30 protein-coding genes and 1 tRNA gene are annotated in these 26,844 nt (G+C 57.0%); 3 read left to right on the top strand and 28 right to left on the bottom strand.

The annotated features are described in order from the left end of the window. Window positions 1-29 precede the first annotated feature (29 nt). Entirely contained in the window at window positions 30-539 is a 510-nt protein-coding gene (locus H616_RS15715) for a ComF family protein (RefSeq protein WP_240470578.1), read from the bottom strand. Window positions 540-1,009: 470 nt separating this feature from the next. On the opposite strand from H616_RS15715, the gene H616_RS0110535 reads away from it, so the two are divergent. Both H616_RS0110535 and H616_RS0110530 read left to right on the top strand, forming a co-directional pair. Beyond that, window positions 1,010-1,093 (top strand) — tRNA-Leu (locus H616_RS0110535). 162 nt (window positions 1,094-1,255) lie between these two features. Continuing rightward, window positions 1,256-2,488, top strand: coding sequence for a tyrosine-type recombinase/integrase (locus tag H616_RS0110530; RefSeq protein ID WP_027967330.1), 1,233 nt, complete (start codon window positions 1,256-1,258; stop codon window positions 2,486-2,488). 155 nt (window positions 2,489-2,643) lie between these two features. On the opposite strand, the gene H616_RS15270 is transcribed toward H616_RS0110530, so the two are convergent. The 7 genes from H616_RS15270 to H616_RS14770 all read right to left on the bottom strand — a co-directional run bounded on the left by H616_RS15270 (window position 2,644) and on the right by H616_RS14770 (window position 14,200). After that, window positions 2,644-3,366 (bottom strand): DUF4376 domain-containing protein, encoded by a 723-nt coding sequence (locus H616_RS15270; protein WP_051234220.1) that lies wholly within the window; start codon window positions 3,364-3,366, stop codon window positions 2,644-2,646. Between the two features lie 61 nt (window positions 3,367-3,427). After that, window positions 3,428-4,471 (bottom strand): hypothetical protein, encoded by a 1,044-nt coding sequence (locus H616_RS15265; RefSeq protein ID WP_027967329.1) that lies wholly within the window; start codon window positions 4,469-4,471, stop codon window positions 3,428-3,430. 10 nt (window positions 4,472-4,481) lie between these two features. Continuing rightward, window positions 4,482-4,982 carry a hypothetical protein gene (locus tag H616_RS0110515; RefSeq protein ID WP_027967328.1) on the bottom strand — a complete coding sequence of 167 codons (501 nt, stop codon included), beginning with the start codon at window positions 4,980-4,982 and terminating at the stop codon, window positions 4,482-4,484. A gap of 20 nt (window positions 4,983-5,002) precedes the next feature. After that, window positions 5,003-5,608 carry a hypothetical protein gene (locus tag H616_RS0110510; protein WP_027967327.1) on the bottom strand — a complete coding sequence of 202 codons (606 nt, stop codon included), beginning with the start codon at window positions 5,606-5,608 and terminating at the stop codon, window positions 5,003-5,005. After that, window positions 5,608-6,480, bottom strand: coding sequence for a hypothetical protein (locus H616_RS0110505; RefSeq protein WP_035573009.1), 873 nt, complete (start codon window positions 6,478-6,480; stop codon window positions 5,608-5,610). Before H616_RS0110505 ends, H616_RS0110510 begins: the two co-directional genes overlap by 1 nt. 2 nt (window positions 6,481-6,482) lie before the next feature. Then, complete coding sequence (locus H616_RS0110500; protein WP_027967325.1) at window positions 6,483-7,958, bottom strand: hypothetical protein; 1,476 nt, start codon at window positions 7,956-7,958, stop codon at window positions 6,483-6,485. Continuing rightward, window positions 7,955-14,200, bottom strand: a complete 6,246-nt coding sequence (locus H616_RS14770) for an EF-hand domain-containing protein (RefSeq protein ID WP_035573007.1) — start codon at window positions 14,198-14,200, stop codon at window positions 7,955-7,957. The genes H616_RS0110500 and H616_RS14770 overlap by 4 nt, the downstream gene beginning before the upstream one ends. 135 nt (window positions 14,201-14,335) lie before the next feature. Between H616_RS14770 and H616_RS0110485 the strand changes: the two genes are divergently transcribed. Continuing rightward, a complete protein-coding gene (locus tag H616_RS0110485; protein ID WP_027967324.1) occupies window positions 14,336-14,635 on the top strand; it encodes a hypothetical protein in 300 nt (99 codons plus the stop codon). A gap of 187 nt (window positions 14,636-14,822) precedes the next feature. Here H616_RS0110485 and H616_RS0110480 read toward each other — a convergent pair whose 3' ends face one another. From H616_RS0110480 to H616_RS14760, 20 genes are all read right to left on the bottom strand, one after another. Beyond that, window positions 14,823-15,119 (bottom strand): DUF1799 domain-containing protein, encoded by a 297-nt coding sequence (locus H616_RS0110480; RefSeq protein ID WP_035573005.1) that lies wholly within the window; start codon window positions 15,117-15,119, stop codon window positions 14,823-14,825. 35 nt (window positions 15,120-15,154) lie between these two features. After that, window positions 15,155-15,499, bottom strand: coding sequence for a hypothetical protein (locus tag H616_RS0110475; RefSeq protein WP_027967322.1), 345 nt, complete (start codon window positions 15,497-15,499; stop codon window positions 15,155-15,157). A 58-nt stretch (window positions 15,500-15,557) separates the two neighbouring features. Continuing rightward, entirely contained in the window at window positions 15,558-16,499 is a 942-nt protein-coding gene (locus tag H616_RS0110470) for a phage tail tube protein (RefSeq protein WP_027967321.1), read from the bottom strand. Between the two features lie 245 nt (window positions 16,500-16,744). Beyond that, complete coding sequence (locus H616_RS0110460; RefSeq protein WP_027967319.1) at window positions 16,745-17,008, bottom strand: hypothetical protein; 264 nt, start codon at window positions 17,006-17,008, stop codon at window positions 16,745-16,747. 15 nt (window positions 17,009-17,023) lie between these two features. Beyond that, complete coding sequence (locus tag H616_RS0110455; RefSeq protein WP_027967318.1) at window positions 17,024-17,749, bottom strand: hypothetical protein; 726 nt, start codon at window positions 17,747-17,749, stop codon at window positions 17,024-17,026. Beyond that, the gene (locus H616_RS0110450) at window positions 17,749-18,198 is read right to left on the bottom strand and encodes an HK97-gp10 family putative phage morphogenesis protein (protein ID WP_027967317.1); all 450 of its coding nucleotides are present in this window, start codon (window positions 18,196-18,198) and stop codon (window positions 17,749-17,751) included. The genes H616_RS0110455 and H616_RS0110450 overlap by 1 nt, the downstream gene beginning before the upstream one ends. Further along, on the bottom strand, window positions 18,185-18,520 hold the full coding sequence (locus H616_RS15260; RefSeq protein ID WP_051234218.1) for a phage head closure protein: 336 nt from the start codon (window positions 18,518-18,520) through the stop codon (window positions 18,185-18,187). The genes H616_RS0110450 and H616_RS15260 overlap by 14 nt, the downstream gene beginning before the upstream one ends. A 9-nt stretch (window positions 18,521-18,529) precedes the next feature. Continuing rightward, window positions 18,530-18,856 carry a head-tail connector protein gene (locus H616_RS0110440; RefSeq protein WP_027967316.1) on the bottom strand — a complete coding sequence of 109 codons (327 nt, stop codon included), beginning with the start codon at window positions 18,854-18,856 and terminating at the stop codon, window positions 18,530-18,532. Window positions 18,857-18,876: 20 nt separating this feature from the next. Then, on the bottom strand, window positions 18,877-19,122 hold the full coding sequence (locus tag H616_RS0110435) for a hypothetical protein (protein WP_027967315.1): 246 nt from the start codon (window positions 19,120-19,122) through the stop codon (window positions 18,877-18,879). 82 nt (window positions 19,123-19,204) lie between these two features. Continuing rightward, on the bottom strand, window positions 19,205-20,407 hold the full coding sequence (locus H616_RS0110430; RefSeq protein ID WP_027967314.1) for a phage major capsid protein: 1,203 nt from the start codon (window positions 20,405-20,407) through the stop codon (window positions 19,205-19,207). A 10-nt stretch (window positions 20,408-20,417) separates the two neighbouring features. Beyond that, on the bottom strand, window positions 20,418-21,071 hold the full coding sequence (locus H616_RS0110425) for an HK97 family phage prohead protease (RefSeq protein ID WP_027967313.1): 654 nt from the start codon (window positions 21,069-21,071) through the stop codon (window positions 20,418-20,420). Further along, window positions 21,068-21,205: a hypothetical protein gene (locus tag H616_RS15605; RefSeq protein ID WP_156906451.1), complete on the bottom strand. Its 138-nt coding sequence runs from the start codon at window positions 21,203-21,205 to the stop codon at window positions 21,068-21,070. Before H616_RS15605 ends, H616_RS0110425 begins: the two co-directional genes overlap by 4 nt. Further along, the gene (locus H616_RS0110420; RefSeq protein WP_027967312.1) at window positions 21,183-22,400 is read right to left on the bottom strand and encodes a phage portal protein; all 1,218 of its coding nucleotides are present in this window, start codon (window positions 22,398-22,400) and stop codon (window positions 21,183-21,185) included. The genes H616_RS15605 and H616_RS0110420 overlap by 23 nt, the downstream gene beginning before the upstream one ends. After that, the gene (locus H616_RS0110415) at window positions 22,397-24,109 is read right to left on the bottom strand and encodes a terminase large subunit (protein ID WP_027967311.1); all 1,713 of its coding nucleotides are present in this window, start codon (window positions 24,107-24,109) and stop codon (window positions 22,397-22,399) included. The genes H616_RS0110420 and H616_RS0110415 overlap by 4 nt, the downstream gene beginning before the upstream one ends. 3 nt (window positions 24,110-24,112) lie before the next feature. Then, on the bottom strand, window positions 24,113-24,571 hold the full coding sequence (locus H616_RS0110410) for a P27 family phage terminase small subunit (protein ID WP_027967310.1): 459 nt from the start codon (window positions 24,569-24,571) through the stop codon (window positions 24,113-24,115). 107 nt (window positions 24,572-24,678) lie between these two features. Next, on the bottom strand, window positions 24,679-25,041 hold the full coding sequence (locus H616_RS0110405) for an HNH endonuclease (RefSeq protein WP_027967309.1): 363 nt from the start codon (window positions 25,039-25,041) through the stop codon (window positions 24,679-24,681). A 144-nt stretch (window positions 25,042-25,185) separates the two neighbouring features. Further along, the gene (locus H616_RS0110400; RefSeq protein WP_027967308.1) at window positions 25,186-25,602 is read right to left on the bottom strand and encodes a hypothetical protein; all 417 of its coding nucleotides are present in this window, start codon (window positions 25,600-25,602) and stop codon (window positions 25,186-25,188) included. Next, the gene (locus H616_RS15600) at window positions 25,602-25,805 is read right to left on the bottom strand and encodes a DUF7940 domain-containing protein (protein WP_027967307.1); all 204 of its coding nucleotides are present in this window, start codon (window positions 25,803-25,805) and stop codon (window positions 25,602-25,604) included. The genes H616_RS0110400 and H616_RS15600 overlap by 1 nt, the downstream gene beginning before the upstream one ends. 2 nt (window positions 25,806-25,807) lie before the next feature. After that, a complete protein-coding gene (locus tag H616_RS0110390; protein WP_027967306.1) occupies window positions 25,808-26,125 on the bottom strand; it encodes a hypothetical protein in 318 nt (105 codons plus the stop codon). Beyond that, window positions 26,125-26,745: a hypothetical protein gene (locus H616_RS14760; protein WP_205619081.1), complete on the bottom strand. Its 621-nt coding sequence runs from the start codon at window positions 26,743-26,745 to the stop codon at window positions 26,125-26,127. Before H616_RS14760 ends, H616_RS0110390 begins: the two co-directional genes overlap by 1 nt. Window positions 26,746-26,844 lie beyond the last annotated feature (99 nt).

The raw sequence follows: 26,844 nt of genomic DNA, 5'->3' as shown, positions 1-26,844 counted from the left end.
ACCAGACCAACAACGCGTGCTTGGTTATATCAACGAGAGGAAAGGTGCTGAAGACCTGGACTCACATCAAGAAATGGTGTTCTGGCTAATGCCCACGCTTCAATATGCCTCGCGCCCGCCTCACGGCAGGCATGAGCCAATGCTGCCAATGTCGCACCGGTTGTCATCACATCATCAACAAGCGCAACGCTACGCGGCAGTGGCTCATCAACACGAAAGGCGTCAGCCAAGTTCTCATGCCGACGTTGACGGTCGAGTTCACGCTGCGTTGGTGTGTTACGAGTTCTAAGCGCCGTTACTAACGGCACACCCAGCCGAGATGCCAAACGCCGGGCTATCCAACGCCCCTGATCAAACCCCCGCTGTCTAGCGCGCAATGGGTGCAACGGAACCGCAATTAACGCCTCAGGCAACTCGCTTGCCTCACAACGCAACCCCGCTAGCATCAGCTCAACCAACAGAGTGCCCGCCCTAGGCGAGGCATCAAACTTAAAATGCTGAACCAAAATTGCTATCTCAGTTTCGTAGCGAAATGGCACTCGAGCCACCTGAAACGGCGCAGCCCCTTCAAAACAGCGCCGACAACAGGCCGTGCCATTACCATGAGAATAACCGCGAGCTAGTGGCTCGGCGCAGCTTTCGCATGACGGGACATTCCACGGAAGCCCATCGAAGCAGCGTTGACACCATGAACGTAACGACTCGCAGGGAGCCAGACAAAAGCAACAGGGCCCTGGTAGGCAATACGACCACCATTGGTCCTTTGTGCTAGCCTGCCCTACGATGGTTTCGACGGGCTCGGGATGTTCCACCGCAGAAGAAAACGGACGTACTAAATGCCGTTGCCGTAACATCGCCCAATCCTCTGAGAGCTACCAAAGCCCACGACTTTTTAGCGTTCTTATTCAAAGCTAGCCCTCAACTGAGTCGCTTGCCACAACAAATTCTCTCGCCTAAAGCGCATTTCACAATTGACCTAACGAACACGGCATGTATAATGCAAACGCTCGCGGATGTGGTGGAATTGGTAGACACGCCAGATTTAGGTTCTGGTGCCTAGCGCGTGGGAGTTCGAGTCTCCCCATCCGCACCATTTTGAATGCTTTAGATTGCTCTACATTGTCTAAAGCTATGCAGATCAAGGCTTTCAATGCCTACTCTTTGGTCTGACATGCCCTGACATACCTCCCTCAGTAGTCGTTTTTATGTATGCCCTCTTGTATGCTTAAGTTCAGGCATACACGCAAGGCATCAAATGAAACGCACTCAGATAAAACGACGGCCGTTAGCCGATACTGTTTTAGCCTCACTCGAACCCGAAGCAAAAGCCTACCGTGAATTAGACGGTCTGGGCCTTTACTTGCGCGTGAAACCTAATGGCTCCAAGTCGTGGGAGCTGCGCTATAAGCGGCCAAATGGTAAGTGGTCATGGAAAGGCCTTGGTGGCTTCCCGGCAGTCTCCGGAAAAGCCGCACGCCGGGCAGCGGAAGATCTGCGGCGCCAGCTATCTGATGGTATTGATATTGCCAACCTGGATGACCACGGTGAGCTGCCAACGTTTCGCGCATCTGCCGAGCACTGGTACCAGCGTAAGCTTGATGTTGGTCGCTCTCCGGGCACTACCAGTCAAATGCGGCGTTACTTGGATGGCGACATACTGCCTCGAATTGGCGACAAACCCTTGTCAGATATTACTCGAGCGGACTGCACTGCAATTCAGCGCGGCATTGAATCCCGTGAAGCTCATAACATCGCAGAGAAGGTGCGTGGCTGGGTAAACCAGATCTTCAGTGAGGCAATTGCCGAGGGACTCTGTGAGCTGAACCCGGCAAGCGAGCTAAAGCATATTGCGGCCAAAGCGCCCGACACAGTTCATTACCCACACTTATTTGAAACCGAGCTTCCCGCTTTTATCACAGCCATGAAATCTTCGCGCAGTCGCCCCATCACCCAGGCCGCAGTATGGATGGTGCTGCGTACCGCGTCACGCCCAGGCATGGTGCGCTTTGCAGAATGGTCGGAGATCTCTTTCGATGATGGACTATGGGTTATCTCAGCAGAGAAAATGAAGATGCGGCGAGAGCATGTCGTTCCACTTGCAGCTCAAACGCTCGCCTCCCTCAAAGAGGTGCGACTTCAAACAGGTAGGCAGCGGCTGATTTTTCCTGGCCAAGGCCCAAAGAACCCGGCGCTCAGCGAGAATACAATCAATCAGGCGATTGCGGGCGTAGGCTACAAAGGGAAGCTTGTTGGTCACGGTGCTCGCCATACAGCATCTACCTTGCTGCGTGAACACGGCTGGAAAAAAGATCTGGTAGAGGCGCAGCTTGCGCACAAGGAAGGAGGCGTCGCGGGGGTTTATAACCAGGCGCAGTATATTGAGAAACGGCGTGCAATGATGCAGTGGTACGCCGATTATCTTGATGCCCTGGACGCTGGCATGACAGAAGAAAGAACTGAACATTTTAAAGCGTTAGTGGAAGGCTGAAGCGGAAAAATGGGGTTGCAAATGTCGCAGGTTCGAATCCTGTCGCTCCGACCAGAAACATCAAGAAAAACCGCCGCTTTAACGCTGACGCTCTCCACGCCCTGTGGGCGGGCTGTTGCTGTTCAGCTCGACCGCCCGTGGCGGCGGATTTTGAGTTAGTTGCCAATGACGCCTGAGCCGTTCTCAAACTCGATCACGCCTGAGCCTGACCCCGATTCCACAATGCCGGATCCCTGCTCGGCGAGTTCGGTATAGATCCCCTCGTCGGCTAGCGACCAATCCACAGCGGCTGCATCACCGTTCGCGGTGGCGGCGACGTGCTGCGACTCGATAGCGATGAGTGCGCTACGTCGCCTTCCGATCGCGAGTAGTGCAGCGTAAACATCAGCAACGGGTAGATTGTTATGCGTGTTTTTGTCGCTATCTAGCCATGAGTCAAAATGTGTTATGCCCATCGCGTCTGCCGCTTGCAGCGCCTCGCTGAGGGCTTGCCGATTGCTCGCATCTCCGCTGTATCGCACGCCGTTGATTGTGACGCCCTTGGATTCTTGCAGCTTGCGCTGGTATTCGATGGCGGGGCGAACGCTGGCCTCTTGTGCCCGCTGATACGCTGTCGCGTCGTAGTGTGGGCTATCCGGCTCGTCAGTGCCGTACTCGACATAGAGTGATGCGCTTTGCACGCCTGACGGCAGATTGTCGAGCCGGCCCTGTTGAACGGCAGTTAATTCTAGCGGCTCAATAGCGAGATTCGATAAATGCCCGTGACGCCCTACCATCTCGCTCCAGTATTTCGCATCGTCCGCGTATTTAACGCGCTCGATTCCGTTGTCACTAAACGTAACTTTTAAACTGTACTGGTTGTTATCTGATTTAATCATTTATTGCCTCGCGGATATATTGAAAGGCAGGGAGAACCCTGCCGTATAGATTATTGATTATTTAAACCACAAGCTCTAACACGGGACGCCAGCCGTGAGACAGGCTGCTGTTGGCCGCGTCGTTGTTACCGAAGTGCGTGACGTCAACGTTGCCGCGAAGCGCGCGAAATCTCTCGATCGTGTCGCTCGCCTCCTGACACCACACGTTTCGACCGCTCCCGCTCCCGATATTCAAATCGCTATTCGTAAAATTTGCCCAGTTGTCGCCCACCTGGGGGCCGGAGTGCCTATCGGCGGTCATGCCGATAGTGTCGGGGCAGTCGGGAATGTCTTGATGTACGCGGTACATCAGCGTATTCCACTCGCCGCCACCGCCGATATCCATTTGACACATGTCCTCGGTGAGATATAGCGGGTCAGATTCGGGGAAAGGGTCTGCGTTCGCGCCCGTCATCAGCCGCACGATAAATTTATTTCCACCGTGATCGACTGTTGTCATCTGATTTGTGGGCGTGCCACGGGGGGAAATCCCGACATCATCCGTGCCGTAGACAATCCCGCGACTGTAGAGATGATCCCATGCCACTGAATGCATAAATGTTTGTTTTGCAACAAACAGCACTTTGCCTTTGCTAGCGAATTTAAGCCATCCCGCCTCGCTGTTTTGCAGCGTGCCTTCTGTGACGCCGAGTTCAAGCGCCAGCCGGTTGCCCGAGTAAAATTCGGCAGCCGATACCTCTCCGAAATATCCTGCCTGCATGTCGCCTGCTTTCAGCACTTGTGGGCCTGGGCCAAACGCCATCACTGCGCTGCCGGATGATGAGCCGACATAATACGCAGAGATGAAGATGCTCAGCCCTGAGCCGCTAGCTATTAGCGAATCCCCAGCGGATAGATTAAAACTGCGCTCTAATGCAATTTCATCAGTAATGGATTTGCTACTAAATACAGTATGCTCTGTACCGTTAGCCTCTTTATATTTCAGCGTTAAACTGCCAGAGCCGGTGCATAAAATGCTATTACAAGTGGCCTCTTGCCCTTCGGGCACTGTAACTACGGTTTGATCTGAGCCGGTCAGCGCTACTGCATGAGTGCGTAGTGTCATTGATATAACCTCAACTAAAAACGAGTGATGTAAGGAGGGGGTCAGGGCGGGCGTTTAATTTATCTAGCGACTCTTGTGATGCCATCCGGATTAACGGTTTAGCTGCACCGTTATCATTGAGATAGAGTTGAATATAATCGCCCTCTAACACGTTGAAATAAGCCCCCGGCTCGGTGTCATCGAGCGCGACGGCGGCGCTCGGGTAATACGCCGCACCCAGTTTTGCTGACTCAATGGCAGCGGCAGCGGCAGCGGTTGCAGCCAGCTCAGATGCCTGCGCGGCTGCCCGCGAGCCTTGCGCTTGCGCGGCTGCTGTTGTTGCTAGGTGCCGGTCATTGTTTGTCTCGCCGGCCTTCTCTTTCGTCCATTCCGCCATCGCGACCGCGTTAGCAAGAGCGGGCACAAAGCGAAGGCGGTGTCCATCGTTTGCAAGGCCCGTGTTTGGGTTATCATCGCCGGTGTAGGTGTTGCCGTCGCCGCCGAACTCGACGGGAAATGTCACGCTAGCCATATAGGCCTCCTATGACTCTGTTACAAGAAGTGCATCAGTAGTGGATCGGACTGCTGCTGAAGGGTGTGGGTGATTCGTTTTTCGACGCTGGCGGCGCTGCCTGCTGGGTCGAAGTCGTCTTTGTTGGCGGCGGCGGCAGTGCCAATGTCGCTAGGCTGCACCGCGCTGTCGGCCTTCGCGCCTTGCGATGCCGTGGCGTAGTCGGTGGGGTCGGGCTTGCCGCTCAGGTCGCTATACGCGCCGGACGTGGCGACATCAGAAAATGCCGGCTTGTCGCTCACTGCGGCCCAGCCAACACTTTTTAGGTAGCCCGCTTGCGCGTGGTCGCCCCAGCCGTAAGCTGCATTCCAGTCAACCGCCCGCCAGTCGCTGGCGGCACGCAATGCGGCAACGGCCTCTGCGTCGGTATAGCGGCTGTCAGCATCCAGTTTCGTGCCGAGCAGTTGATCTATTTCGGCTACGCTGTAGCCGTCGGTGATATCCCGCACGCCTCCAGCAAGCAGCGCGTAAATGCGGCCATCGGCGGTATTTATTGCCAGTTCACCCACACTCATCTGCGCCACTGACGGCACCGCCCCCGCCACATCAGACAGCCTCAGGCCGACGTACTGCCGGTGGCCTGTCATCACAGAATCTCCTTGATGCTGATTGAATTGGTGTATGTCGCGTAGTACGGGTGTGCTAACGGATCAGCGCTGGATAGTCGTCCGATGAATGCACGGGAGAATGCCACGGGGTTGGTGATTTCCAGAAACTCGGTGTAGAGCACTTCACCATGCAGCCCTTGCTGCCGCTGCAATGCCAGTGCTCGGCGTGCACCCTCATCAGCATCCAGATGATCGAGGCTGAACGACACGGTGCGCTTGGGCGTTTTCACGTCCGCATACTCGGTCATGTTCGCGTTGCCCGCCGTTTCGAACTCCGTGCCGATGTCGTACCCGTATTGAATGCCGTAACTGGCGTTGTACGTCGGCTGCCATGAGTTGCCCAGAAAGCATCGCCCGAGGCGTACTGCGCCATCGCTATTTGTCGGGTCGTCTATTTCGACACGCACACGCCGCGCCACCTGCAGCCTATCGAGAAACACCCAGCCCAGCGGGGTAAAATCTTTACGGTCTTCTTCATACGGCCTGCCAGACCAGAAATTGGAGTCCTCCCAGTTCAGCTCAGCCGTTGAATAAATCGCGGGCCATGCGTTTTGCCAGCCGCTATTCCATATTTCGTTCTGCGCCTGCGTGTCGCGGAACATCGTCACGCGACAGCGCGCTGAAACGCTCAGGTTGTGATTGTTTAGCGCCACGACAGCGATGGTGCGAAAGCGCGGCAGCGTGATGTCAAATTGCGTATTAGCAGGATCTAACCCGACGCTCTCTGCTACGTCTGCCGTAGTGGCGGACATGAGCTGAGACAGCGGCAAACTAGCCGACCACTGCCCGCCGGACAGCGTTGATTCGTCGATATAATTTGGCCAGCACATCGTGACGTGTCGCTCAGACATGGTTACCCCCATAAATCCAGTGTTAGCCGATTGCGGGCGGTGTCTATTTCGCGGCCCACTACCAGCAAGTTGCGGCCGTCGGCGTATCCGAGGCGAGGCGTGACAATGCGCACCGTGTCACCGATAGCCAGCGCGCCGGTGTCTTGCACGCGAGCGATTACAGAGACGCTATCGCGGCGCGGCGAGAGCAAGCCCAGCACACGAGCGCCCAGCGCGGCACCCTGCGCGCGAGTCGCGAGGCGGCTGCTGATCATTACGCCGTCAGCCAGCGGATGCCGAGCCAGCGTGGGCGCGTCTTCCGCCTCCGCCTCACGCACGGCCAACGCCAACCGAGCCACCCTATCCTCAGCGACGTCACCGGCCAGATCGGTTTGCGTGACTTCTATCGGATCGCACTCAACCAGCACTCTGCCGACGGGTAGGCCATTTGAGCCAGCGCCTGCGGATTCGCGGCTGATCTCTATCATCTGATGGTCGAGCAGCGTCATTTCTGGCGCAGCGGGCGCTTCCAGCGTTCCCGCCTGAATCACGCGATGGCTGTCAATGCGCCAGTAGCCGCCCACACTGACCGCTATCTGATCGAGCAGCTCAGCGGTGGTGGTTTCGTTTGTGATCCACATTCGCACTTGCCCTGCACTGTTGAGCGCAGACACATCACCGATTGCCGCGCCTGCATCTGCCGCAATGGCCTGCATCACACTGCCTGCATCAGCAGCGTCGCAATCTGCATCGCAGGTGATCTGCCCAACAGGTGTGGCGCCCAGCCGGATATAGCCGTTGATGCTGCGCCATTTGCCCGCTGGCGGCTCCCAGTCATCCCACCGGCTGGCGGCAGGCGCGGCACCCTCCATCTCGGCCAGCGAGGTGTAAGCGCCGTCGAATTCAAGCGGCACGCCGTTGTCGTACACCGCCGAGACGGTGCAGCTCTGGTCACTGATCTGATAGATGAGTTTTGCGGTGTTGACGAGCGTCGGCTGTGCATTGCGCACCTGCCCGTATAGTCTCGGCTTGATCGTGCCGCCGATATCGTCATCCGTGCCCTCTAGCCCATCCGGCAGCACGTTATCACCGGCATAGCGCGTATGCGGGTGCGACTGTTGCAGCGTTTCAATCGGGTCGCGCAGTCGCAGAGAGATCATGCGGCCCTGATAGCTGACGCGCGCCACTGTGCCGACAAGCACCTCTGTCAGCGCCTCGCCCTCTGCGTAGCTGAGCACGGCTTGCCGCCCATCCATCGCGTAATCGACGAGATAATCCAGCGCGCCATCTGAGTTGATGAGCGTCGTTTCGCCGTAGCCGGAGCGGCTGACGTTGAGCAGGTCGCCAGCGAACAGGCCCGCTTTATAAAGGCCCGCTTGCTGAATGCGTGGCGTCCATGCCTCGCCATCGCCGTGATACTGGCCAGTTGAGAAGCGCAACGTGACGGGATTGTCGTCAGCATCCAGCGCGTCTAGAGAGAGCAGCCATTCACCGTTCATCGTGCGGCCTCCAAGCGTGTGCTGCTGCTCATCGTGGCCAGTGAACGGTTGCTTTTCTGCTGCTCGGCTATCTGACGCTGGAAGCCCGCCTGCTGTACCGTCACGCTAGCCGCCGCGTGCCTGTTGCCTTCGCTCTGTAGCTTGGCGTTTTCTTTGCGCAGCTCAGCAACTTCGTGCCGCAGGTCTTGCAGCACCTCAACCACGTCGCCCCCGCCCAGCAGCGGCGGCAGCGAGATAGGAGGCAGCTCGGCACGAATGCCCAGCGTGCCGTCCGCGCCGCTGTTGCTCGGTGCCTGCCAGGCGCTCGCGCTCATCGTGCGCATGGACTCAACAACACCCACGCCGCCAGCTCGTGCAATGTCTGCCTGACTCCAAACAATCTCTTCCTTGTGCACTACACCTGCTGGCTCATACCTGCCGCCCGCTCCGGTGTAGCCACCGCTGGAGAACTGGGGGAGCCTGCCGGATGCGTCGTAATCAAAGCTGCCGCTACCCCCTTTTAGCTTCCTTATCAGCGCCTCAATTCGCGCGATATTTGAGTCTGCATAGAGCTGCTGAGCAACACGCACGCCCCACGCCTCAGCTCGCTGATTATCTAGCCCCATGCCGCGAATATCTGAAGCAATCCTAAGCAGCTCATCATGAGATAGAATCTCATCGCCGCCGGTTGCTGCATCAATGAGCTGGAACAGCATGTTTTTGTCGCTCCAGCTCACGTCGCCCGCAGCCTCAGCTATTCGCCCTGTTCCTCCAGCGTACTGCTCTCTGAGTCCAGCGAGTGCCGTCTCGTTTCTGCGGATTTCGGCTTGCACCCTAGCTATCTCCGCCGCCTCGCGAGCCGCCTGCTCCGCCGCCTTCCTCTCTCGCTCTATGCGCTCACGCTCTCGCCGCGCCGCTGCCGCTCTCTCTCGCTCAATGCGCGCAGCCTCTCCCTGTGCCACGCCCAGGGCGTTTATAGACTCACGTAGAGACTGCATCGTTGAGTTGAGCCCGACGAATTGATTAGTCGAGCGCGTCATCTCTTGCACCAGCCCCCGCAGGCTAGCAAGCTGGTCCAGTGAGCGCTCTTCTATCGAGCGAGTGTTGCTCTCAACGCCCTCAGACGACGCGTTGCCCGCTTCAATCGCACTGATAGTGCCGTCACCGTTCGCGTCCAGCAGACGAAATATGTTCTCTAGCTCTGCGTCCGACGCCATGCCGTCGAAATATTTACCGAACTCTCCGTAATCAATTAGTCCGTCAAGGCTGGTGTCAATGCCCTCAAACATCGGCTTGAGCGTATTTCCGATGCCTGCGACTAGACCGCCTAGTCGGACGTTGCTCAGTTCTTGCTGAGTGATGATTCCATCTGCGTTTTTGTCTGCACGCTCTATGAGCTTATTGATGACAGATTTTGACGCGATTGGGGCGAGGGCGTTGCGAACCTGCTCATGAGTCAGTTGCTTGTTGCGCGTCGCCTCGAGCTGGTTTTTCAGCACCGTGCCAAGGCGGGTATCTGTCGGCATCTCCGCGACGATGACGCTTTCTAGCTTGCTGATAACGTCGTCATTGTTGAGGTCGGCGGCGCCCATCATTGAGCGTATTTGAGCATTAGTTGCAATGCCAGCCAGCCCTGATTTCAGCTCGCTGAATGTCAGCAATCCGTCAACGTTATCGTCAAGCGTCTCAAACGACGAGCTGAGCGAGCTGACTACCGCTGTCTGCATGCTGCTAATGTTCGCAGCGGTCAGCTCTTCAGCGGTGATGATGCCGTCAGCATTTTTGTCAACACGTTTGATTAGCGAGCTGATTTGCCTGCCCGAAGCGACAGGCTTGAGCGCACTCACAACCTGCGCCCTAGTCAGTTGTTTGTTTCGAGTAGTTTCAAGCTGGTTTTTCAGCACATTCCCGAGCAGCGTGTCGCTCGGCAACGACTTGATTATGACCGACTCAAGTCCGCTCATCACGCCGTCGCCATTGATGTCAACCATCTTCATCAGCGCATCTAGCTGCGCGTCAGTCGCTTTGCCCTGCATCACTGTAGCGAGCTGATCACGCGTCAGAACCTCACTGACGCCGAGCGTGAGCGCGTCAAACGACCCCGCTAGCTCAGCAGCAATTTTAGCTGGCGTGCCATTCGTGAGAACGTCGCCCAGGTCGTCTGTAATGCCAGCCGTCTGCTCGCGTAGAGCCGTCTTTATTTCGTCCGCGATGTACTGCTCAGCACTCACCGCGTCAGGTAGTTTTTCCAGCGCGGCCAGCACTTTCTCGCGCTCTGCCTGAGCAGCAGGGCCGGAGGCGAACATATCCTCGCTGCCTGCCAGCAGGCGGTCGGCGTACTGAGTGATGCTCTGCAGCGCCTCGCGGTCGCCGCCCTGCGCCAGCTTTAGCTGTGCGTCGAACTGCGCTTGAGACGCCGCCAGATTGTCCGTGGGCGACCCGCCCGTGGCGTTCTGATTGTCGATCCAGCCGCTAATGTTGCCCAACGTCGAACCGAGCCAGTCCTGCGCACTCGCCAGCGACTGGGCATACGCCTGTCCAGCCTTGGCTGCCTCCTGTTGTGCGGCGGCTTCGTCCTGAAGCGCCCAAATGCGCTCTTGTGTCGGGCGTAGCGACTCATCAATAGCGGCTAGCTCGCGCTCGCGGGCCTCAACGAGTAGCGTCTCTTTGTCACCCGCTAGTTCTAGTAGTGCAATACGCTGCTCTATTGACTGGCTACTAAACGCCTCCCACGCGCGCAAAACCCCAGTTTCTGCGTCCGAGATTGCATCTCTTGCGCTGTCTGCGAGCTTGTCGAACCTGTTGGTTATCTCGTCAAGAGCCGATGGTATCTGCGCGGTGGCTTGCTTGAATGCGTTAAACCCATCGACTAACGTCATCAGCTGAACGTAGTTTTCGCGTCCCGCTTGGGTGTTCAGGTCTTGCGCCTGCACTAGCTCGCGGAACCCTTTTTTCGTCGCTGGGATAGACGCGCCGAGAGCGCCAAAGCCCGCCTCGAGCTCTGACCGTGCCATTTCCATCTTTTCGGCATCAGTGAGCATCGCTTGGTGGTAGTTCGCTTGCAATGCCGCGAGGTTCTGCGTGCCGCCCGCCATCACAGCGAGATGTCCCGCCGCCTCGTAGGCAGCCGCGCCTGTATCGTTGAATTGCAGTCTGAGAATATCGGCAGCGTCTTGCATCAACAGCAGGGACTCGCGAGCCAGCGCTGCTTGCGGCAGAGTTTCGTTCAGACCACCCTGCAGCGAATCAAAAAACGCTTTAAAATCATCGCCCAGCGCGCCAATGGCGCTGCCATAACGACTAGTGAATAGGCCAGCGAGGTTGCCGACGTTGCCTGTCGCTTCAGTTGCTCCAGCGACCGCAGTTTTCATCGCCTCTAGCTCACTGGCGTTCGTCGCAAGGCTTGCCAGCGCGCCGTCAAGCTCTGCCACCTGCTTTAGCAGCGTGCGGGCGTCGCCCTCATTCCATTTGTCTACCAGCTCTTTCGTTCCGTCGTCGCGGAACCCAACAGCCCCTAGCGCTCCTTGCTCGTATATCCCCTGGTCCCAGCCGGAATAGCTAGCATCTGCCCGCATCGGGACCATTCTGAGCGGTGTGTCTTTTGACCCGAACAGTTTGTCGGCAATGCTACCGATGGCAGAGCCAATGCCCGCACCGATTGGCCCGCCGAAAAACGTACCGATAGCTCCGCCTGCCATCGACCCGTAATTAGAGTTGGCAATCCTATCGGTAAATGAGTCAGCTATTAGGGCTCCGACCTTGCTCCCTGCCATCCCTGCGCCCAACGATGCGATGCCCGTCATGCCGCCGAAGTTGGACGTTGAGCCGCCCCACATATCAAGCGCGCCCGATGGGCCCAGCCCAGATGTTGCGTTCCCAGCCCAGCCGCCAGAATAGCCAGCGGTGCCGACACCTCCCCAAGAAATGCCGCCTAGCCCGCCTGTTAGCAGGCTTTTCCCGACAGAGAACAACCCACCGAGACCGCCTAGCCCGCCTGAGCCGCCTCCCAGCGCTCCCGCTGCTCCACCCTGAGCATTAATGCCGAACGACGCCGTGATCTGGCGCGTGGTGAAAGCGTGAATCACCTCAGCCAGCGCGTCTAATGCGATGTTTTTAAACGAGTCGAACGTGTTTTCCGAGCCGTCTAGGAAATTGCGCCACATATCGACGGCGGCATCGTCCATGCGATCCATGCTGTTTTCGAACAGCTTCTCCATATCGCTCGTGCCAGCCGCGGCGTCTTCCGTGGCCTGCACTGCCGACTCACCGAACGCATCGGCAACCGCGCTACCCTCGGCGTACTGATCGTTCAGTCGGATCATTGACTGGACCACCCAGTCGTTACCCAGCCCCTCCTGTTGCGCATAGGAAATCAGCGCGGCTTTATCATCGGAGTACTGCCGCTGAGCCGCTTGCAGTGGGTACAGCGTGTCAATTAACCCCTGGGCCGACGCAGACTGCTCTTCCAGCGATTGGCCCGCTTCGTCTGCCGATTTCGACAGGCTGCGAAACGCCCCACCAGTGCTTCCCGCTGCCTTGGCGACATCATGCAGCTTGGCTTCCGCCAGCCCTTTGAGCCGCTGGAATTCCTCGCTTGAGATGTTGTTTGCAGTCAGCTCTTTTGTGAGCGCCTGCATTGTTTCGGTGTAGGCTTTCTGCTTCGCAATGGCGGGGTCTAGGCTGGCGGCAACGTCAGAGTAGGCTTGATTCTGCCGGATGATTGATTCGGTCTCATCATCGGTAACGATGGTGTGCTGCTCGCGCCCAGCGATCAGCGCTTCGCGCCGCGCTTCCGCTTCGGCAATCGTCGCCGTGGTAGCATCAATCTCGTTACGCAGATTCTCTAGCTGTGCGCTACGCTGCTCTACCCCAGCACGCTGGTCAGCAGCCATTCCCTGGCCGTACATGACCTCTGTTTCTTCGAGCTTGGATAACGCAATTGCGGTGCTAATCGCTTGTTTTGACGTTTCCATCAGATCGAGGCGCAGCACGTCGAGCCGGTTATTTATCGCCGACTCACTCATTGTATCGATGCCCGCCGACAGCTCGCGAACGTAGTCCTCGGTCGATTTGACCTTGGGCTTAACCAGCTCTAATTCTTCACGGAAATAATAGACAGCGCCCGCAGCGAGCACCGCCGCACCGGCAGGACCGCCGACTAGCGCCAATGCGCCAGCGGCGGCACGACTAGCGCCTGCTAACGCAGTTTGCGAAGCAGCGGCTGTCTTTGATACACCCGCCATGCGTGCCAAGGCCATCTGATAGGCAACTGATTGTCGTGTGGCAGCCAGCATGGATACAGTTGAAGCACCAACTGCGCCCACGAAGCGACCAGCGAGCAGCGTTGCCACCACTTGAGCGCCATTGAATAGCGCATCGAGGTGCTTGTCGTATTTACCCTCTCGAAACGCAATCGCGACATCAACTAGAGAATCAGCGACATCTGATAGCGTAGGCGCTAATTGAGCGGCGGCGACAGCGCTCAGACCACTGAATGTGGCGCTCACGCGGTCAACTTGCGCGACGAACTCAGCCAGGTTAGCGACATCCATTTCACTAAGCACAATGCCGAGGCTGTCGGCTTCGCTTGCCATTTCTGCAAAACCTTGGCCACCGTTGCGCAGCAACGGAATCAGCGCCGTGGTATCGCTCGCCATTGTCTCCAGATAGAACGTCATATCGGCTTGCGACAAGTTCGCTTTTTCTAGCGAATCGTAATAGAGCTGGAGCGCCTGCGGGCCGGATAAGTTGCGGAATTGCTCGGCAGTGACGCGAACTTCCGGCGCGATATTCTCAAAGAAATCGGCCATCGGGCCGCCGCCCGTCGCCATAAATTCGCCAACGCGATCGTTAACGTCTTGCAGAATGCCGCCGAGCTTCTCTTGCTCAATGCGTACCGATTTGCTGGCGTAAGCGTAGCGCTGAAATTCCGCGACACTGGTGTTTGCTACCTGCGCTTGGTTTACCAAACTGCGGGTGTTATCCGCCGCGTTTTTGGTGAACGCAAAAACCGCCCCGCCCGCCGCCGCAATAGAGGCAGAAACCGCCGCTACGCCAGCCGCCGCCGCTTTAGCCGACTTGCTCAGCGCCGCCACTTCGCTTGATGCGCTTTTCGAGCCATCGGCAAAACCGCGTGCTTTTTTGTTGCCGCTATCAAAACCCTTATTCAGCTTGGCCAGCTCAGCCTCGGTGGCCTTAACCGCGCGAATGCCACCAGAGGCATCGCCGGTAATAATCAGCCCTGTTTTGTATTGCTTGGCCATGGCCACCTCGAATTTCAGGCATAAAAAAGCCCCGCGTTTAGCGAGGGTGAAAGAAACAATCCCACGTCATGGCGGGAGTCGTTTTCTCGAATCATGTAAGATCACAGATACATCACAGATCACGAGTGCGACACGATGAAAAAAACCATCCTCGCTACGCTGCTATTGCTGCCGGCAGTCTCTTATGGACATTCGATTGACGAATGTCGCGACAGACAGGCGCTAACAGAAATGGCAATGCAGGTTAGAGACTCGCTGAGCGGAGGCGAATCAGAGGACTCGCTACTGGCGTGGGCGGCAAGCGTTGAGGGACCGGGCATGCAATCTGCGGCCTACAAGGCTATCGACGCTTATACATTTCATCAGCGTCCCGGCAGCGTTTCCCAAGTGGTGTTCGTCATGGAGTACGCCTGCAAAAAGACATACAAACGATAATCGCTCGGACTTCAACTGATATCAGTTTTCCTTTTAGTAAAGAGCCCAGTCGCACAGAAACGCCAGCCCCAAGAGAAGCTCGCCAGCTTTTTACCGGCGCTTCACCTGGGCTCTTTCTGAAAGGCTCTCGGGTTATTGCGCCCGTGCGAGGCGCACACAAAAAGCCCTACTGGTTGGCAGGGCTGTATTAATTGATATTATTTAGCGCTTCCAGCGCGCCAGCTTCGATGTGCTGGATCTGGGCTAGTGTTTCGTCGGGGTCTTCCACGCGCTTCATGCGCATCACGCTTTCTAGCGCGGTGTAGTCGAGCCCTTGGTGATGCGCACCACTCATGCCGGCGATAATGCGCCACTGCGTGCGGCAGGCGAGAAACACGTCTAATGCTTCGGTGTGCTCTTGCCACACTTCGCACACGTCTGGCGTGGCGGGCTGCTGATGCACGATGCCCAGCGCCTTAGCGTCGCTTTCGCGGGCATCTTCCACGCGGCCAGCGCCCGCCCACCACCGGCCCGCGTCGCTTAGTTTTTTGCGGCGGCCTCACTACGGCCCTGCTGTGCGGCAAACCAGCTGAGGATGAGGCTTTTGCGCACGTACGCGGTATCCAGTAGCTGCGCCACGAGGTCTTTCGAAAATTTAACGTCGTTGCCTTTCTCGTCACTGATGCCGGTGATATCGAGCAGGTCTTGGTCTACCAATGCGTCGTCGGTCAGCTCGCCAGCGCGCTGCTTGTCCATCATTTCCTGTGTCTTGCTGACGGGATGCAGCCGCCACTTGGCATAGATGGTGGACGGTTCGTCTTCGCCGGGCACTTGGACGGTAACGGGCACAACGATGTCGGGAATGGTCTTGAGTACAAAGCTCATGGGTGCTTCCTGTTTTTGGGCACAAAAAAGCCCGCGCTAGGCGGGCTGGGGTGGCGAATTACTTGAACGTCAGGGTGAAATCGTCGTCCTGTCCATCGGTGGGCACGAAGCGCAGGCTCAGGTCGTAATGCATGATGCCCTGATTGTCCGTTGGCGAAATGCTGGCGAGCTGCACCCGCTGGGAATCGATTTTGACGATGTTGCCCGGCGTGGCGCCGTGGGTCAGACTAATCGGCAATAGCGTGACGCCGTTATGGCTTTCGACCTTGGCGAAGTAGTCCTCGGTGGCGATGTCCGGCGCTTCGATGTTGGTGGAGCCGGTCACAGCGCGATCAGTGATGTGTACCGATTCGCAGTTGATCAGGTTGCGGTGCTCCACCTGGTTACCCAGATCCATGGAGAGAGACGACATGCAGGCAGAATGGCCGTCAATGGTGGCCACGGTGTTCTGCTTGTTGATCGGTAACTCCTTGGCTTGTACCGCCTGCGTTGCCAGCGAGGCATCGGCACCATTGGCGGTTTTTTCATACAGCCCGGTGAAATTGCACTCGATGTACGGCAGTGCGCCGGAATCCTGGGAGATGGTCAGCGTGCCGCGTGCGCCCTTAATAAGCTGGGTCTGGCCGTCTTCCACCCACCACAGCGTTACCGACTCATGACCATCAGAGGCGGGCTGATAGGTCACCGAAGTAGGGTCTGTGGTTTCAGAAAGCCCGCACGCCCGCAGCAACATGCCGTAGGCCGGTGCCGTGCCTGCCGTGCCCTGCCCTGCTAGCGGTACGCGGATCTGGCGTTCGACATAAGGGCCAGTGTTGACCTGTTCGAACGAGCCGAGACCATCGCGCATACGTTCACGGTCAACGGTGTTGCCCGCGTAAGGGTTGCCGCCATCGAGCATCACCACTTCGAGAATGGTGGCAGCGGACATATCCGCCGGCGCTTCGCCATACACGTCTTCAATCTGCGCGACTACATAGCGCTTACGCCATTTCTTAGCCATTGTCGGCCTCCGTTACTTTGCCGGTTTTCTGGGGTTTCTCCGGCGTGGCCGGGGCTTGGGTTGGCTGGGGTGCCGGTACTGCCGCTGGTTTTGCGGCGGGCGCTGCGGCGCCGGGTTTCGTCCGGTGGACGAGCTCTGTTTTGCCGTTACGCTTGGTGTAACTGCCGCCTTGTCGGGCCATGGGGGTTTCCTCCAGGCATAAAAAAACCCGCTCAAGGCGGGTGTTGTGGGTTTGGGGTGGTTAGCTATTCGAGGTAGTCGTCATACAGGGTGATTTCTTTCTCATCGGCATCAAATATCAACTCGCACCCCCAGTGCTTATTCAGATTGATCAAATCATCTAGCGTGTTTACCTCTATCTCTATGCCGCGGGATGTGATTTCTCGATCCATGCCTAGCGTCCTAGCCACCGGCTTTACAGCAAATCCAGCGTCTGTGAGCTTCTTGAGCTTTTCAGCATCTCTCTCTGAGTGATACCGACTGCGCGTTACTTTAAGCGTGAATTTCATGGCGATGCCTTTTGGTTAGCTGCGGATCAAGCGCTGGTAGGTGTATACCTCTCGCCAGTAGACGTGGCGGCCTGATACCGCCACGCGTTGGCCGCCGCCGTATTCCAGTGGCGCAACGGCGTCTTCGGTTTCCAGGCCCAGCAACGCCGCCTGAATAGCGCGGCGCTGGATTTCGATGCCGGGCTGTTCGTCCACAAGCACCACGGCGACCTGCTCAATCACCGTCTGGCGTACATCAAAGGTGCTCAAGGCGTTGGGTTCGGCCATTGCCTGGGCGGGGTGCACGAATGCAGCGGGTAGCTGCGGTGCTGCCATCGATAAGCTGGTGGCCTGCACTTCGAAGTGGGCGCGGTATTGGCGCTGGTCGTATTCGTAATCGGTGGCCGCGTCGGTGATGTCCCAGCTATTGATGCCGGTATGATCTGATACGCGCTCAATCAGGGTGTCTGTCATGGTGCGCAGCGGGTCAAACGTTGGGCTGCGTAAACTCAGTACGTAGGTGTCAACGCGCCCCATGCGGTAGCCGTCTACGTCGATATGCGCCAGCCCGGCCAGCGAATAAACGCCGTTGGTGTTGGGGGCGTCAGACGGCAGATTGAGCGGCCAGAGGCTGCCGGAGACAACCGGGTCAACCAGGTTGACCAGCTCCGGTACCGTGTCACTACGGCTGGGGTCGGCATCGCTACTAAGCACGGCAGTAATGCCCGAGGCGTTCAGTGCTGTCAGAATCTTATCGATCATTAGATGGCGCCCTTCTTGCGTTGCCGGTCGAGGTATTTGGAGAGGCCGTCATAAAAACGCTTCTGGGTGCCGCCCTGGTTTTGAGACATGGCGGGCTCAAGGAACGGATTGGCGTCCATGTGTTCCGTACCGTATTCATGCCACATGCCCTTCTTTCCCTGCCAGCGGCCACGAATCTTGCGGTTGGTGCCGATCAGAATGCCGACCTCGCCCGCCTTAAAACCTAACCGGCTGCGCTGCCGCTTGTTGATATTGAGATGGCCAACGGCCTTGGCCATGTCACCGCTTTCTTTTGGTGCCAGGCTTTTGGCGGTGCGCTTAATCGGGGAGGCCACTGCGACCAGGCCGGAACGAATGGCGCGCTCCTTGATGTTGTCTTCCAGCGCCGAGAGCTGGGCTTTCACTCGGCGAAGGTCTTCACCCTGTAACTGGACATCAAACCCACTCATGACACATCAACTCCAGCTCGGCGCGCTTGCCCCCCAGATCAATGGGCCGACCTTCCAGGCGGTAGACGGTAGCGCCGTGGCGAAGGCGTAGGGTTTTGCCAGTGGCGTCGGCAACATCCGGCTGATAACGCATGCGGATGCGCGCGGTGGTTTCGGCGTTGGCTTCCTGTGCTGCGAACAGGGTTCGCCCGCGTAGCTGCTCAACCTCTGCCCATAGCTTTCTCCCGGGCTGCCAGCCTTCTGGTGTGGCGCCGGAAGCAGTCCGTTGGCCTTTTTCCCACCATTCGAGGGTGACGCGGTGGCGTAGTTTGCCTGCTTGCATCGCATTCCCTCACACGTTGTAGAACTGGTAAGGCTTCATCGCCATCTTAATTGCCGGATGGATCTGGAAGCTGCCATCCCTATTGTCGTAATAAGCGCTAATCAGCAGACTCAAGGCCAGTGCAATATCGTCGTCTAGTACTAGTGCCCGATCATCAAGCGGCGCTCCTGTTACGGGGTCTTTTGGGATGGCTTCATTCGCTGCGTAAAGATTGCGTCCTGTTTCATGCTCAAAGATTCGCTGAGCAGCGTTAGAGAGCATCTCTAACGTAGAGTCATCATCACTTTCATCGATCTCAATACGACACCACTGCTTAACGACTTCGAGATCTAGCATTGTCGGCACCGCTTAGCTGCTTACTTCTTGGTGGTGGTTTTAGCTGCCTGGCTTGGCGGCTGCTCTTCAGTGCTGCCTGCCTCGGCTTTTGCCTCTGCATCCAGCTTTTTCTTTTCAGCATCGCTCAACGGCTTGGCCACTTTGAGCTGCTCGACGGCAACGACAGCACAGCGTTCGGGCACGTCATGCGGCCCTTCGTCGTAACTCTTCACTTCCTTACCATCTGGCGACCACTGAAACGGCTTTGTGACGTTGATCGTAGGCATGTCTTTCTCCTGGCTAAACAAAACAGGCGCTCAATGGCGAGCGCCTGCTGGCTACTTCACCTTGTGCTATTCAGCGCTGTTCTTATGCTGCGCTGAGCGTTAGCACCTTGATAGCTTGTGAATCGGTAAGCATGCCGCCCACGCGCTTGGTGGTGTAGAAGCCGACATACGGCTTGTTGGTGTAGGGGTCGCGAAGAACACGGGTACCGATGCGATCAACAATGGTGTAGCCGCGCTGGAAGTTGCCGAAGGATACCGCATGGGCATCAGCAGCGGCCGTGGGCATATCTTCATTCTCGGTTACACCGTAACCAAGCAAGCTTGAAGGCTGGCCTTCTTGCAAGCCCGGACGCCACAGATAGTTGCCTTCGCTGTCTTTCATGGTGCGCACTTTGAACAGCGTCATCATGTTGAGCATGAAGGTAGCGCCAGCACGGTAGCCACGCTTGGTGCTGTAGATCAGCCTCAGCAGATCGTCACCGGTAAAGTCGCCTGCGGTACCTGACAGGATGTTCTGCAGGGTACCGAAGGCGCGGGTGGCGTCTGGCGTTTCCGCCATGGTGTAGCTCAAGACACCCTTCGGCTTGTTGGTGCCATCTCCAAGCAAAAACGCAGCCCCTTCCCGCTCTGCAAACTCGACAGCTACTTCAGACTGAAGCCAGGCTTCAGCATTGAAGAAGACATCATCCAAGCTGGTTTGCGTTGCCTGAGGGTTGGCGTAGATTTCCCCCATGTGCGCGGCGATCTGTGCAAGCGTAGGAGTGTTGGTTTCAGGACGCGCCGCTGTTTCACCTACCCAGCCAGATCCCGCACCGCCCAAGTTGACCAGCTTCTTGAAGTCAGGGGTGCTGACGGTAATAGTGTTACATACTTGGCGCATGGGCGATTCATCGCGCAATAGCTCCAGGATGCTTCGGTCGAGCTCTTCCGGTACCGCGTAACCGCCATCGTCATCCGTACCGGTCTGCAGCGCCTTTTGCTCCAGTTCGCGCAGGCCTTCTTCACGCCCCTTGCGCACAAAGGATTCAAAGGCGGCCTTGTGCTCGCTGGCTTCTTCACCACCCGTACGACCAGGGCGGTTGGCGGATTTTAGGGATTTTTCAAGATCCGCTTTCAGTTGGTCCAGTTCTGTCAGTTTGAGGTTCAGCGCTTCGGTTTTTTCAGATAGCGCTGTTTTTTCCTGCTCGATAGCGTCAATGCGCTTATCGTTGCTGGATTTAAATTCATCGAACCGTTTGCCCAGCTCTTCAGCGACCTGGGAAACGTCTTTAACATCAACAGCCATGGGAGGCTCCTTACAGTTTATCAAGTAGGGATTTGAGGGAGGAAAGCGCGTTTTCCGCCTCCGCATCACGCGGCTGGATGGCGCTGTAACCAGAGGACATAAAGCCCTTGGCCTGAGAACGAGAAAGCCCTACTTCTCGCAGGGCTTTTTCGAGCTCGCTGGGCCTGGGCATTTCGCCCCGCGCCAGCTGATTCTTAACGTTTGAGATCCGGGCTTCGTCGTTGGCGGGGAACGTCACCAGCGAGACTTCCCAAAGATCGATCTCTTTAAGCAGGAACACTTCCTTATCACGGTCGTATTCCCACTCTTTCAGCATGAAGCCAATAGATAAGCCGCTTAGGCTGCCTGCCTTCATGTGGCCATGGGCACGACGCGCCAGCGGGTCATCATCAACCAGTAGGCGGCCTTTAACATACAGGCCCTGGTCGTCTTCCTTCATCTCGGTATAGACGCCGATAGGCTCTTGCATGTTGTGTTGCCACAACAGGGCGGGCATTCGGCCCTTTTCTTGCCAGCGTTTGAGGCTAGCCTGGAAGGCGCCGGGCATTACCACATCGTCATAGCTGTCTTGATTGCCAAATACCGAGCCATACCCCTCGAACTCGCCGGCATCATTGACGGCCTTGATGGTTAACGGCGCGTCGAAGCGTTGCTTGGTGGTCATTTCTGCTTGTCCTCAAGATCGTGAACGCGACTAGGTTGGCTCAGCCCGCTCTGGATGGCTTGGCGGCGTAGCGTTTCACGCCGAGCCTTCGGTTGCTCGCCCTTGGGGCGTTCAGGTATTTGATGTTCCTTCACTGTTTGCGCCTTCGGGGTTGGTGGTCATGTTGGTGGGGGTGAGATAAACATCCCCGCCTTCACGGTCATTCAGATCTTCAAGTTCACGGCAATCGTTCGGGCTCAATATTCCCCACTGAATGCCCTTGCCGTAGCTTTCATAGCGGGCTTTAAGGTCACCACGCAGGAGCGCGCCAGTATTAAATTTGGCGTAGTAACGACTTTGATCTTGTCGTTCCATCAAACCGACCAGCACACGCTTTTCAATACGGGTCAGGTACGGCACCAGCGAGTAGTTAACAAAGTTCAGCCCCTGGTGCTCGATATTGGAAAACGTTGCCCGTTCCATATTGGCCACTAGGTGCGGCGGCACACGAAAGATGGCGCAGATCTCATCACGCTGGAATTTACGTGTTTCAAGGAACTGGCTGTCTTCTGCGTTTAGCGATATAGGCTTCCACTGTAAGCCGCCTTCCAGAATCATCGGCTTGTGGTTATTGGCTAGCCCACCATGACGTTCTTCAAAATCTTTCTTCAGGCGGTTATAGGCGTTATCGCTCAGCGTCTGTTCTGTTTGCAGAACCCCTGTTGTCACGGCGCCATTCTTGAATAGACGGGCGCCATGCTCTTCCGTATCCAGCCCCAGTGCGATGGCTTCACGGGCATACGCCACTGGGTTCAGGCCTATTAACCCGTCAAGCGTCATCAGACGAACATGCCAGATCTTGTCTTGCCCTAGCACATCCGTGGTGCCGTCTTTAAACGTGACGCGGTAAACAGGGTTCCAGCTGCTGTCTAACTTTGGCTCTACTGATCCAGGGTCAAGCGGTAGTATCTCTGCTACTCGATCACCCAGCCCATGCACTTTGTAGGCGTAAAAATTGCCTCGTAGGCACAAGCAGGTAATCAAAAGCTCCCAAAACTCTTGGGCTGTCATGTAATCGTTGGGCGCTACGTTCAGTAACCGGTAAAGCGGATGATCTTGGGCTGGTGTGCGCGTCCGGCCGTTTTGCTCCATTAGCCGACACGGCAGCATGCCTACTGATTCTGATAGAACGCGGATGCAACCGAATACGGTTGATAGCCGCATGGCCTGGCCACCCGATACGCGACGACCGCTGATTGAGTCGTAGGTAACACCCAGCTCTTCAGCGAGCGCCTGGGGCGTATCAATGGCCGTGCTCTTGCGGCTGAAAAGCTTGGATAGAAATTTCATAGGGTGCGGATGCCATGTTCTTCAAGGTGGTCTGAAAGGTCGTCTTCTTGAGGTACCATTGCTCGCCCGATGGCAATGATCAGAGCAACCGCTCCATCGATCTTATTCTGATTCCCCTGCTTGATTGGCCTCATTACGTCATCATTGCCGGGCAAGTATTTGGCAACGACATTGCCCATACACCAGGTCATGATGGGGTGGCCATCATGGTGGAAGCGTCCGGTCAGAATAGCGGCCTCTAATTCTTTCATGGGGTCAGACAAATTCTTGTAACCCTGCTGAATGGTGACGGGGTTAAGTCCTGCATCATCCAACTGGTGCGATAAATTCGCAGCGCCGTGAGGGTCAATGCCTGACTGAATGGCAGGAGCCTGAAGATGCGCTTCTTTCGCTTGTGCCAGCACTTCCCGATAATCAATCTCAGCGCCGTCGGTGCTTTCCAGCTGTTTGGCTTCTACCCAGGCCTGATAGCGCTCTGCTGTGCGGCGGTCTTCGTCGTTGAATACCGTATCCTCGGGCACCCAGAACGTAGGGCCGATGCAGTAGTAATGGGTTCGTCCGTCGATCTGCTGAACAAACACGCGAACCATGCCGGTCAAATCGAGCTTCCGCGCCAGGTCAAAGCCGTAATAGCAGTCAACACCCTGGAATTGCTCAACGGTCAGCGTGCGGTCTTCACACGCTTCCCAACTCTGCATGTTGAAGAAGCCCTCTTTCGAGGATACCCACAGGTTGAGGTGCTTGGTTTTAAAGCTGTTGGCAATGCGCGCGCGTTTAATCGCGGCTTGCTGGCGGGCAACCAGGTAGTCCAGCCCAACGGATACACCCGCGTTGGGGTTGGCTTTAATAAGGGCGTCTTTGGTGGTCCAGTCGTCGTCTTTGTCGATTGTATAGATGATGGCAAACAGCTCGTCATCGGTCTGCACACCTTCGAGCATTTCAATACTGCGTTCACGCATGCCGTAGCAGGGTCCGGCTATATCAAAACCTGCCGTTGTAATCACCAGCACCAAAGGCTGATCCCGCGCGCCCTGGCCGGTAATCATCGTGTCGTACAAACGCGAATCTGGGTGCTCGTGGTACTCGTCGATGATCGCCATACTGGGGCTTGAACCATCGCCCGGGTCACCGATCACCGGCTCGAACTTACTGCCGTCGGTGCGTTCCAGCTTCTTTGCCCAGGGCACAATGCCAAAACGCTTGCGCAGGGTGGGCAGTTTCTTTGCCATCTCCAGCGCAGGCTTGAAAACCTCCCAGGCCTGCTTCTCGCTGGTGGCGCCGCAATAAACCTCAGCGCCGTATTCGTTGTCAGCGCAGAATGCATAGATGCCAGCGCCAGCGGCGATGATCGACTTGCCATTCTTGCGGGGCACCTCGATGTAGGCTTCACGGTAGCGGCGTGTTTTATCCGCTTTGCGTACCCAGCCATACAGCATCGAGAACATGAACAGCTGCCAGGGTTCCAACGTGATACGTTGCTTGCCGCGCGCCCACTTGCCTTTGGTGTGTGGCATCAACTGGATGAACCGGCATACCCGTTCGGCTTTGTCCCGATCAAATCGGAATGGATAGCTCTTTGCCTTGCTGGCCTTTGAATCGTTGAGGTGTCTAGCGCAGGCCTGCTGAACGTATTGGCAGGCTGGGATCCGGCCGCCCACCACGTCGCGCGCGTACTTCTGCGCCGCGTTGACGTTAGGATATGCGGCCATAGATTAGAACTCGTCGAATTCGTTACCCTCTTCGCCGCCACCTTCGCCACCCCCGCCCAGCATGCGCAGGCGGGTCAGTGGGTCCAGTCCGAGCAATGAGCCGAGGCGCGATAATTGCGCGATGTAATCATTACGGGCAGCGACGTAAGGTGACTTCTTAATGCTGCCGTCTGCTGTTTCAACCACCATGCCACCGTGCGGGTTTGCCCAGTCGGTTATTTGAAGGTCGGCGCGAATCATGTAAGCGAAGCTATTACAGTAGGCCAGCAGCAAGGGAGCATCTTCAGGTTCAAACGTCCCTCGCTCGATCAGGATCTTGCTTTGGGTTTTCCAGATCCGAACAGCGGTTTCATCAATCAGTTCTGGCGGCGGTGCAATACGAGAAATTGAGCTTTTATGTTGGACGGAGGTTTTGCGTTTTCGACCACCACCCGATGCCCGGACGGCCGCTTCATTACCCATCCAGACCTCCGAAAAAAGTTTCGTTATTTCTCACGCATAAAAAAATGACTGGGGGTGCGGTGTCCGCGCGCCAGACCTGTAGAGATTTGACCACCCCCCTGGGGGTGTCAGCCGCCGCGCTGACGGGCGCGCAGTGACTCAGCTTGCGTCTTCACTTTGTGGCAAGGCCCGCACAGGGCCTCAAGGTTAGACGGCACTGATCGGCCGCCCTCGGCTTCTGGGACGATGTGATCCACTGACTGAAATGGCGTCACTCTGCCTTGCCGTTTGCACTCCTGGCACAGATAGCGATCACGCTCAGCTACTGAATCACGCAAACGACGCCACGCTCGACCACCACGCCCACGACCACCACGGCCACGGCTCCACGCTTTAGCCTTGTCAGCATGATCATCACAGTAGCCATGGGCGTGGCGGGTAGTGTTGCGGCAAAGCTTGTCGCGGCAAGGTGTTGGTGTGCGTGCTGGCATTAATCGTCATCCTCTTCGCCCACGCGCATGATCTCCACCACCGCCGCGCGGTCAGCGTTAGCGCGGCGTCTCAATGCCTCATACTCAGCGAGCCATAAAAGCAAACCGCGTTGGCTTTGCAGTATGCGCTCAGGCGTGGGTAGCTTAGCCGTCAGGTGTGCCGGTATCGTCGGGCAGTCGCACACCATCACCGGGGCTGGGCTGCTGGAGCTGGCGCAACCAGTCATCAATACCAGTAGGCACATCACGATCAAGCCAGTCACGCGCTTCACCATCGGTCTCTCCCAACTGTTGGAGCGCCGCTTTGCTGGCGCTTATATCGTCAGCGATGACAGCCAACGCCTGGTCGCGCTCTGCTAGCGCATCGTTGAGCACCTGAATCTGCTGACGCTGCCACTGTTGGTGCTCTTGCAGTACGTCTGCCCTTGCCTGCTGGCGCTGAGCCTCAGCCTGATAGGCGTCACGCTCACCGGTGATGTACTGCCAGTAACCGTAAGCTGAGACCAGGAGCAAGGCAGTCACGCCGCCGGTTATCGCTTTTGCCTTCAATGAAGCAATCATCAGTCACGCCCCTTGATGGACTGCTTTACGACACGCGCCCCAGCGGCAAGCATCGCCACGCTGGTAGATGCAGCAGCAAACGCACCGGCAGGCACAACGTCTTGCCAGAGCGGCAGGCTGGCCTCAAGGGCTGCGAGCACCGCTGCCAGCATGGAGAGCCGCACACTCCAAAACTTACTCCAATGCTTTGAGTCGTCGGTCAACTTCACTTGCCGCCTCGCACGCGATCAGCGACCGCCATTAGAATGATGTCGATGCCACGAGGGCCCACATAGCCAGCGATCATGCCAACGCCGGTAGACTGCCAGCCCACTAATCCGTATCGCTCACTGACCCCGGCGGCAATGGCAAACATGACAGCCATTGCAGGCACGTCCAGCAGAAGGCGCCTGGTAAAAAACTTTTCGCGCTCTCCGCTTTTGATTTCAGCTGCGATTTTAGCGATAAAGCCCATAATCACCGCTCCCGCTAACGTGAACGCCAGCAGCATCTCTTGCAACAATCCAGAATTGCGCCATGGCATTAGACGACCTCAGCATCAATTTCATTGTAAAAGACTTCCCTGGCATTGCCGCTGGCGAAGCCCTCCGTGTAAACAGCACGGACTTTTGCAGCCGCTTCCGCCTTGGTGATACGCCCATCTTGATCTGCGTCTAATCCGCGATTCTGCGTATACGCTCGCGTGCCATCATTAAACAGCACGGCGCCTAGCGGGTAGCTGATGTACTTGGGCATAAGAATCGCCATGTACATGTCTTCAAGCTGCTTCACGCGCTCATGCCATCGGTACTTTGTGAAGTAGCGGTAAACGTACTCAAGCTGGTCAACGTCGCTCATGCGAGCGAGAGCGCCTGTAGTCGTGCCAAGGTCGCGAGCGGTTGCGGGCATAAACTGGATCAAACCAGTGGCTCCGCTGCCTGCCGCATTGCGTACGGAAGGAGAGAACGTGCGAGCGGACTCAAAGGCCATGCAGCCCATTAGCTCGTCAGCCAGATCAGGGCCCCAGCCCATGCGGTTGCAAATATCGAGCAGCTTGGTAACGAAGGGATCGCTTACCTTGGCACCCCAAGGCAGCAGAAAGGGCTGCGGGGTGTAGGTGACTTCTCCCTTCTGCGGCACTTCGTGCATGAATAGAAAAGTCATGGCGAAACCTCGGGAATAAAAAAGCCCGCAAGGAGACGGGCATAAAACGCCAGGTGGCGGCGATCGAAACAACTGGTTAACCGTTTGTCCCACCCGCTA

It is taken from the genome of Halomonas halocynthiae DSM 14573, assembly GCF_000425725.1.
GTDB classification, from domain to species: domain Bacteria; phylum Pseudomonadota; class Gammaproteobacteria; order Pseudomonadales; family Halomonadaceae; genus Halomonas; species Halomonas halocynthiae.
Note: the sequence above shows the minus strand (reverse complement) of the source record. Positions and strands in the feature narration are given on the sequence as shown.

Coding starts and splice junctions, on each gene's coding strand:
- H616_RS0110530 (WP_027967330.1), top strand. CDS start 1,256: ATGAAACGCACTCAGATAAAACGACGGCCGTTAGCCGATACTGTTTTA.
- H616_RS15270 (WP_051234220.1), bottom strand. CDS start 3,366: ATGATTAAATCAGATAACAACCAGTACAGTTTAAAAGTTACGTTTAGT.
- H616_RS15265 (WP_027967329.1), bottom strand. CDS start 4,471: ATGACACTACGCACTCATGCAGTAGCGCTGACCGGCTCAGATCAAACC.
- H616_RS0110515 (WP_027967328.1), bottom strand. CDS start 4,982: ATGGCTAGCGTGACATTTCCCGTCGAGTTCGGCGGCGACGGCAACACC.
- H616_RS0110510 (WP_027967327.1), bottom strand. CDS start 5,608: ATGACAGGCCACCGGCAGTACGTCGGCCTGAGGCTGTCTGATGTGGCG.
- H616_RS0110505 (WP_035573009.1), bottom strand. CDS start 6,480: ATGTCTGAGCGACACGTCACGATGTGCTGGCCAAATTATATCGACGAA.
- H616_RS0110500 (WP_027967325.1), bottom strand. CDS start 7,958: ATGAACGGTGAATGGCTGCTCTCTCTAGACGCGCTGGATGCTGACGAC.
- H616_RS14770 (WP_035573007.1), bottom strand. CDS start 14,200: ATGGCCAAGCAATACAAAACAGGGCTGATTATTACCGGCGATGCCTCT.
- H616_RS0110485 (WP_027967324.1), top strand. CDS start 14,336: ATGAAAAAAACCATCCTCGCTACGCTGCTATTGCTGCCGGCAGTCTCT.
- H616_RS0110475 (WP_027967322.1), bottom strand. CDS start 15,499: ATGAGCTTTGTACTCAAGACCATTCCCGACATCGTTGTGCCCGTTACC.
- H616_RS0110470 (WP_027967321.1), bottom strand. CDS start 16,499: ATGGCTAAGAAATGGCGTAAGCGCTATGTAGTCGCGCAGATTGAAGAC.
- H616_RS0110460 (WP_027967319.1), bottom strand. CDS start 17,008: ATGAAATTCACGCTTAAAGTAACGCGCAGTCGGTATCACTCAGAGAGA.
- H616_RS0110455 (WP_027967318.1), bottom strand. CDS start 17,749: ATGATCGATAAGATTCTGACAGCACTGAACGCCTCGGGCATTACTGCC.
- H616_RS0110450 (WP_027967317.1), bottom strand. CDS start 18,198: ATGAGTGGGTTTGATGTCCAGTTACAGGGTGAAGACCTTCGCCGAGTG.
- H616_RS15260 (WP_051234218.1), bottom strand. CDS start 18,520: ATGCAAGCAGGCAAACTACGCCACCGCGTCACCCTCGAATGGTGGGAA.
- H616_RS0110440 (WP_027967316.1), bottom strand. CDS start 18,856: ATGCTAGATCTCGAAGTCGTTAAGCAGTGGTGTCGTATTGAGATCGAT.
- H616_RS0110435 (WP_027967315.1), bottom strand. CDS start 19,122: ATGCCTACGATCAACGTCACAAAGCCGTTTCAGTGGTCGCCAGATGGT.
- H616_RS0110430 (WP_027967314.1), bottom strand. CDS start 20,407: ATGGCTGTTGATGTTAAAGACGTTTCCCAGGTCGCTGAAGAGCTGGGC.
- H616_RS0110425 (WP_027967313.1), bottom strand. CDS start 21,071: ATGACCACCAAGCAACGCTTCGACGCGCCGTTAACCATCAAGGCCGTC.
- H616_RS0110420 (WP_027967312.1), bottom strand. CDS start 22,400: ATGAAATTTCTATCCAAGCTTTTCAGCCGCAAGAGCACGGCCATTGAT.
- H616_RS0110415 (WP_027967311.1), bottom strand. CDS start 24,109: ATGGCCGCATATCCTAACGTCAACGCGGCGCAGAAGTACGCGCGCGAC.
- H616_RS0110410 (WP_027967310.1), bottom strand. CDS start 24,571: ATGGGTAATGAAGCGGCCGTCCGGGCATCGGGTGGTGGTCGAAAACGC.
- H616_RS0110405 (WP_027967309.1), bottom strand. CDS start 25,041: ATGCCAGCACGCACACCAACACCTTGCCGCGACAAGCTTTGCCGCAAC.
- H616_RS0110400 (WP_027967308.1), bottom strand. CDS start 25,602: ATGATTGCTTCATTGAAGGCAAAAGCGATAACCGGCGGCGTGACTGCC.
- H616_RS0110390 (WP_027967306.1), bottom strand. CDS start 26,125: ATGCCATGGCGCAATTCTGGATTGTTGCAAGAGATGCTGCTGGCGTTC.
- H616_RS14760 (WP_205619081.1), bottom strand. CDS start 26,745: ATGACTTTTCTATTCATGCACGAAGTGCCGCAGAAGGGAGAAGTCACC.